The organism is uncultured Faecalicoccus sp., from assembly GCF_944325745.1.
GTDB lineage: Bacteria > Bacillota_I > Bacilli_A > Erysipelotrichales > Erysipelotrichaceae > Faecalicoccus.
In genome coordinates this window covers 1-5,752 of sequence record NZ_CALVBG010000069.1, presented here as the reverse complement: position 1 = coordinate 5,752, position 5,752 = coordinate 1, and the positions used below count along the sequence as shown (strand labels likewise).

Here is a 5,752-nt window from a genome sequence, read left to right as displayed (position 1 = left end):
CCCATGCCTGGTTCCATAATCCTTCACTGAATGTACACATATTTCTCAACTCCTTTTCTATCTCTTCTGACACTAGTATACCATATCTTTCTTCAAGGATTTGTTTCTTCGTTTCATAAGATTCTTGAGAGACAAACAAGATCGACAATAATTCCTGAGCACTGGGATTTTGCGACTGGATCGCAATTTCGTTTAACGGATGTAGGAACGCGATCGTCATCAGATCCAACGTTCGAATGATCTTCCTGCCTTCTTTTTGACTTAGCGGTTGATCGTTTCTAAGCCAAATCGTCGCAACTTTATACAGATCATCAAAGTTGGATCCTCTAAATCCGAGAGGATGGTTCTTTTGGCGGTCAATCAAGCGACAGCCATAGTATAAAGCACGATTTTTCAAATGATAGGCAACCTTCGAGCTTTGGGCTTCTATATTGATGATGGTCATCTGCTTGTGAAAGACGACCAGAAAAACCAAATCAAAATAGATGCGGGAATGGTTGACAAATTCATCTTCTATGTTGAGTCCAATGATCTTTTCATGAGGATTCCAAGGTTCAATTCCTTTCTGGATTTCTGAGAGATCCATTTCTTGACATTCTTCTAAAACATCTTTTAAGATCCAGGCAAGAATACATTTGAAACTCAATACTTTTTTACAGGCTTCATCGTACTTGTTCCTCTCGTTTTGGAGAAGTAACTCAGATGAAATCTGTGGGTTCTTTTCCACTTTTTTTTGCTCCTTTCTTTCGCTCTATTAATAAATACGAAAGAGGGAAGAAAAAAATGGATCTTATGGGAGATCTTTTCGTAAAACGAGCCCCTGGGCATGATCATAAGGGGTCTGCGGATCGATTTGCCCGTTGCTTACCGGCATCTCGCTGGCCACCACGACATATTCTTCATGATCGATCGTGACTTGATCTTGGATCACAAAGCTGGCCATATCGCCCGGTTCATAAACATAAAGCATCGTCTTAGGATTATTGACATCCAGGACAGGGATCTTTTTTTCGACCGGGAATGTTTGGATTTCTATCGATTGGGCATCCGCAAAATCTTGGTGGGCATCCAACAGATAATAAAAGTGAGCGGCTTTTTCGCCCCAGTACGGATCGCTGGCATATTGCACATTGATCCCGCTGGCCTTATTGCCAAACCAGGAACCGTGATAACGCGAGTCTAACAGATTCGCATAGCCGTTCTGAAGAAATCCGTAAGCATGTTCGTAGATACAATCTTGGATCGAAGAATAGACGGTAGCGCTGTCCGGGCTGGCATCATAGGCGGCATGGCCAAACAAGTTGTGGTTTACGATCGCATATTCACTTCGTCCATAGCCGCTTTCATTGACGGCCGTCGCAAACATCATGGAGGCATTGATCCCGATCTCTTCTTGTATGGAAAGAAATTGATCGCCAGATTGAACTAATACACTTTGATTGTCGGAACATGGGAAAGTTGTGGCTTGCTGGTTGATCCCATAGTCGGCCAAAAAAGAGTCATAATCGGCACTTGTCAGATGTGTCGATGAACGATGCGGCACATACTGATAAAAATTATAATGTGCTTCAGGATTGACGGCATTTTCGTGAGAGGCATTGCGGACATCATCTGTCATTTTCGAAAGATCCGTGTAAAAGTAGTTTCCATCATAAGAATAATAAATCACGCCCTCATCCATAAAATCCGGTGCCTGTTCCAAAGAAAGCGTATTTCCGTTTCCTTGCAGAAGATCCGTGGAGATGAAATGATATAAAACACCTTCACTGACGTAGTAGTAAGAACAAGAAAGGCTTTCGTCAAAAAGATACAGCTGGATATCTTCGATAGATACCCACGCTTTGACGCCGCTGATCTGCATCAGCGCCTGACTTCCATCCGATGAAGTGTCTAAGTATAAGGCATCGGCTCCATAAGCACCGTTGGTATAGCCGGCGGCATCGCTGCCGTCCACTGTATAGAGGGTATTCTCTAAACTTGACTTGGTGTTGAGATTGACAAAGCCTTCGGACAATGCCACGACTTTTTGATCTTCTCTTTGGATGTAGGCCGCTTCATCTAAAGAATCCATCTTGAACTGGGCAAACAAAAAATGCTTGTAGACACCTTGTTCCTCGACGCCTTCTTTTGTGACGGCCATGACGGTAAAGACACCGTTTTCCGTCAGTTTCAAACCTAAAAAGCCAAGGCCCGCCAAGCCAATCAACAGGCCTAAAATCAATACAGGTCTAGAGATCCTTCTTCGGGATCGTGTTCTTCTTTTTCTTGTCATGCATCCAGTGTAGCACAATCGATATTAAACTGTCATTTAGACGGCTTCTGTGTTAAACTGTTGAAGTTGAAAGGATGTTGAGATTATGGCCACTATGGAAGAAAGATTGGATGCGATCGTAGAACGATATAATGCGATCAATGATGAGATGATGAAACCGGATGTTGTATCCGATCGTAAACAGATGGCAAAACTGGGTAGAGAACAAAATGAATTAACGCCGATTGTAGAGACGTATCAAGAATACAAACAGGCAAAAAGCGAATATGCGGATGCGAAAGAATTGGCGAATGAAGATGATAAAGAGCTTCGGGAATTGGCCCATGCCGAGATCGAACGCTTGGAACCGGCAATCCAGGAATATCTGGATAAACTGGAATTGTTGCTGGTGCCAAAGGATCCAAACGATTCGCACAATGCCTTCATGGAGATCCGTGGGGCCGCCGGCGGGGATGAAGCCAATATCTTTGCCGGAGACTTGTTCCGTATGTATGCCAAATATGCCGAAAGCAAAGGCTGGAAAGTGGAAGTGACCGATTCTGAAGACAGTGAAGCCGGGGGCTTCTCTATCATCACGTTCAAGATCACGGGTCAGGGTGCCTACGGGATCTTGAAGTTTGAATCGGGATCCCATCGTGTGCAGCGCGTTCCTAAGACCGAGAGCCAGGGACGTATCCAGACTTCGACCGCTACGGTGCTTTGTTATCCGGAACTGGATGAAGAAGATTTTGATATCGATATGAACGATTTGGAAATCGAGACCATGCGTGCTTCAGGTGCCGGAGGACAGCACATCAACAAGACCGATTCGGCCGTTCGTATCATCCATAAGCCGACCGGAATCGTTGTAAAATGTCAGGACGGCCGTTCTCAACATGAAAACCGGGCTACGGCATTGGCGACGATTGCCGCTCGTGTCAAGGAAGAGCGCCAGCGCGAGATCGATGAAAAAGCCGGAGCCGAAAGACGGACCAAGATTGGAACGGGAGACCGCGCGGAAAAGATCCGTACATATAATTATCCGCAAAACCGCGTTACCGACCATCGCATCGGCTATACAGTCAATCAGCTGGACCGCATCATTGACGGGCGTTTGGATGATCTGATGAATGCCTTGCAGATGGCGGACCAAAAGGCGAAACTGGCAGGAGAAGAACTGTGAATTACCGCGAATATATCAAAGAAGGAAGAGAACGCTTATACAAAGCCGGACAAGGCGAACAGGCTGCCCAGCTTTTGATGGTCGAGCTTTGCCAACATAAAGGGATCAACCTGTATCTGGATATGGAAGAACCGATCGATGAAGAGATCCGCGTAGACTATCTGGAAGCTATCCATGAGATGGAAAAAGGAAAGCCGTTAAGTTATGTCTTAGGCTATGAATCTTTTTATGGATATGATTTTATAGTCAACGAAGATGTCCTGATCCCCCGCCCGGAGACCGAAGAGCTGGTGGGACTGGTTCTTTCGCTTTATGACGAGCATTTTTCCGACCGGGATCATGTCGATGTCTTTGATGTGGCCACAGGATCTGGCGCCATTGGGATCACCTTGAATCTGGAAGAGCGAAAGATGGATGTGATTGCCAGCGACATCTCTTCGAAAGCAATCGATGTGGCTTATCAAAATAATGAAAAATTAGACGGCCACGTTCAATTTTTAGTAGGCAATATGTTGGATCCGTTTATCGACCGGGATCTGCATTGTGATATCTGCGTATGCAATCCGCCTTATATTCCATCTCATGAGCAGATGGAACACAGTGTTGTGGATTATGAACCGCATGTAGCCTTGTTTGGCGGAGAAGACGGCTTGAAATTTTATCGCGAACTGTTTGAAAAAGCCGATCAAGTTTTACGCTCTCAGTCTTTTTTGGCCTTTGAGATCGGTTATGATCAAAGGGAAGCACTGAGTGCCTTGGCCAAGAGTTATTTTCCGGACGCCAAGATCCAGGTTCATAAGGATATGTCGGGCAAAGATAGAATGTTAACGATTGAAAGAGGGTTTTAAGATGATGTCAAAGAATGCGCCGTGCTGGTGCGGTTCGGGAAAGAAATATAAACATTGCCATGAGAAATGGGATGACACGATCAATGTCCTGAAACTGCAGGGAAAGATCGTTCCTGGACATGATCTGATCAAAAGCGAAGAAGATATCCATTGGATCAAAAAAGCGGCCAAGATCAATAACGAAGTCTTGGATCTGGTTCAGGAAAAGATCCATGCGGGCATGACGACCGAAGAGATCGATCAGCTGGTCTATGACTATACCACAAGCCATGGCGGCATTCCGGCTTGTCTGGGGTATATGGGATTTCCTAAGAGCTGCTGCACATCAATCAACAACGAGATCTGTCACGGGATCCCGGATTCGAAGATCGTATTAAAAGAAGGCGACATCGTCAATGTGGACTGTACGACGATCGTGCATCGTCATTATGCGGATGCAAGCCGGATGTTCTGTATTGGAAAGGTGTCCCCGGAAGCACAAAAACTGGTGGATGTGACCAAAGAATGTCTGCAGATCGGCATTGAGGCCGTTCGCCCCTGGGGTCATTTTGGCGATATCGGGGCTGCGATCCAGGAACATGCCCACAAACATGGATACAGTGTAGTGACAGATTTCTGCGGTCATGGAGTCGGCAATGCGTTCCATGAAGACCCTTATGTTCATCATGTCGGCATCAAGAATACGGGTATGGTCATCGCACCGGGGATGGTATTTACGATCGAGCCGATGATCAATGAGGGAGTCAGCACTTTATATATTGATAAAAAGAACAATTGGACGGCGTATACTAGTGATGGGAAATTGTCGGCCCAATGGGAACACACGCTTTATGTCACCGAGAAAGGCGTAGAAATCATTGCTTATTGACAGGACTGTAATGGCTTACAGTTCTTTTTTATGAAAATTTTTATAAAAATTATGTAAAAAAATGCTTTCTTGACCAAGACAACCTTTCATAAACTTGTCATCCAATCGTATTAGGAGTAAAATGAACGCATAAGGAAAGGAAGTATACAGCATGGAAAAATGGACACAAGAACAGTATGCAGCCCGTTTACAGGAAATGAAACAGGAAGCACACGACAAAATGTGGCTCTATATTGAAGTCAATGCCAAAGAGTTCATGAATGAATGCGAACCTGGTGTAAAAGGAAATACTACAACTTGCTGCAAAGCTATGTTGGATGCTATGTTGGAAGGGGACGGATTTATCGTTGAGCCAAAAGTCAAAACAAAAGTGGCTGGCACTCTGACAATTCGTTATTATGTTGATAACCTGCATCCTGGACGCAGAAAGTATTCTGAAGTGAATAACTAAGATAGCATTAGACATGAGAAGGATCTTCGGATCCTTTTTTCTTTGATTTCTTTCCCCTTGTAAATCATGTATAATAAGTATTAATAAAAGGACTTTACATCATGGAAAAAAATGTTATCATCACCATTTCTCGTCAATTCGGTTCCAACGG

The 5,752-nt window shown here is 44.5% G+C and carries 5 protein-coding genes and 1 pseudogene; 4 read left to right on the top strand and 2 right to left on the bottom strand.

Translation table 11 applies throughout. The annotated features are described in order from the left end of the window. A pseudogene (locus Q0J48_RS06325) lies at window positions 1-586 on the bottom strand (hypothetical protein); the annotation flags it as partial. 204 nt (window positions 587-790) lie between these two features. After that, entirely contained in the window at window positions 791-2,272 is a 1,482-nt protein-coding gene (locus Q0J48_RS06320; protein WP_296242612.1) for a glucosaminidase domain-containing protein, read from the bottom strand. 85 nt (window positions 2,273-2,357) lie between these two features. On the opposite strand from Q0J48_RS06320, the gene prfA reads away from it, so the two are divergent. From prfA to Q0J48_RS06300, 4 genes are all read left to right on the top strand, one after another. Continuing rightward, a complete protein-coding gene (gene prfA / locus Q0J48_RS06315) occupies window positions 2,358-3,434 on the top strand; it encodes a peptide chain release factor 1 (protein ID WP_296242609.1) in 1,077 nt (358 codons plus the stop codon). Beyond that, on the top strand, window positions 3,431-4,282 hold the full coding sequence (gene prmC / locus Q0J48_RS06310; RefSeq protein WP_296242605.1) for a peptide chain release factor N(5)-glutamine methyltransferase: 852 nt from the start codon (window positions 3,431-3,433) through the stop codon (window positions 4,280-4,282). The genes prfA and prmC overlap by 4 nt, the downstream gene beginning before the upstream one ends. Window position 4,283: 1 nt before the next feature. After that, entirely contained in the window at window positions 4,284-5,150 is an 867-nt protein-coding gene (gene map, locus Q0J48_RS06305; RefSeq protein ID WP_296242604.1) for a type I methionyl aminopeptidase, read from the top strand. Between the two features lie 151 nt (window positions 5,151-5,301). Further along, window positions 5,302-5,601 (top strand): hypothetical protein, encoded by a 300-nt coding sequence (locus Q0J48_RS06300; protein ID WP_022789509.1) that lies wholly within the window; start codon window positions 5,302-5,304, stop codon window positions 5,599-5,601. Window positions 5,602-5,752: the final 151 nt, after the last annotated feature.

Excerpts from the sequence above, each read along its gene's own strand:
- Q0J48_RS06320 (WP_296242612.1), bottom strand. The coding sequence starts at position 2,272 with ATGACAAGAAAAAGAAGAACACGATCCCGAAGAAGGATCTCTAGACCT.
- prfA (WP_296242609.1), top strand. The coding sequence starts at position 2,358 with ATGGCCACTATGGAAGAAAGATTGGATGCGATCGTAGAACGATATAAT.
- map (WP_296242604.1), top strand. The coding sequence starts at position 4,284 with ATGATGTCAAAGAATGCGCCGTGCTGGTGCGGTTCGGGAAAGAAATAT.
- Q0J48_RS06300 (WP_022789509.1), top strand. The coding sequence starts at position 5,302 with ATGGAAAAATGGACACAAGAACAGTATGCAGCCCGTTTACAGGAAATG.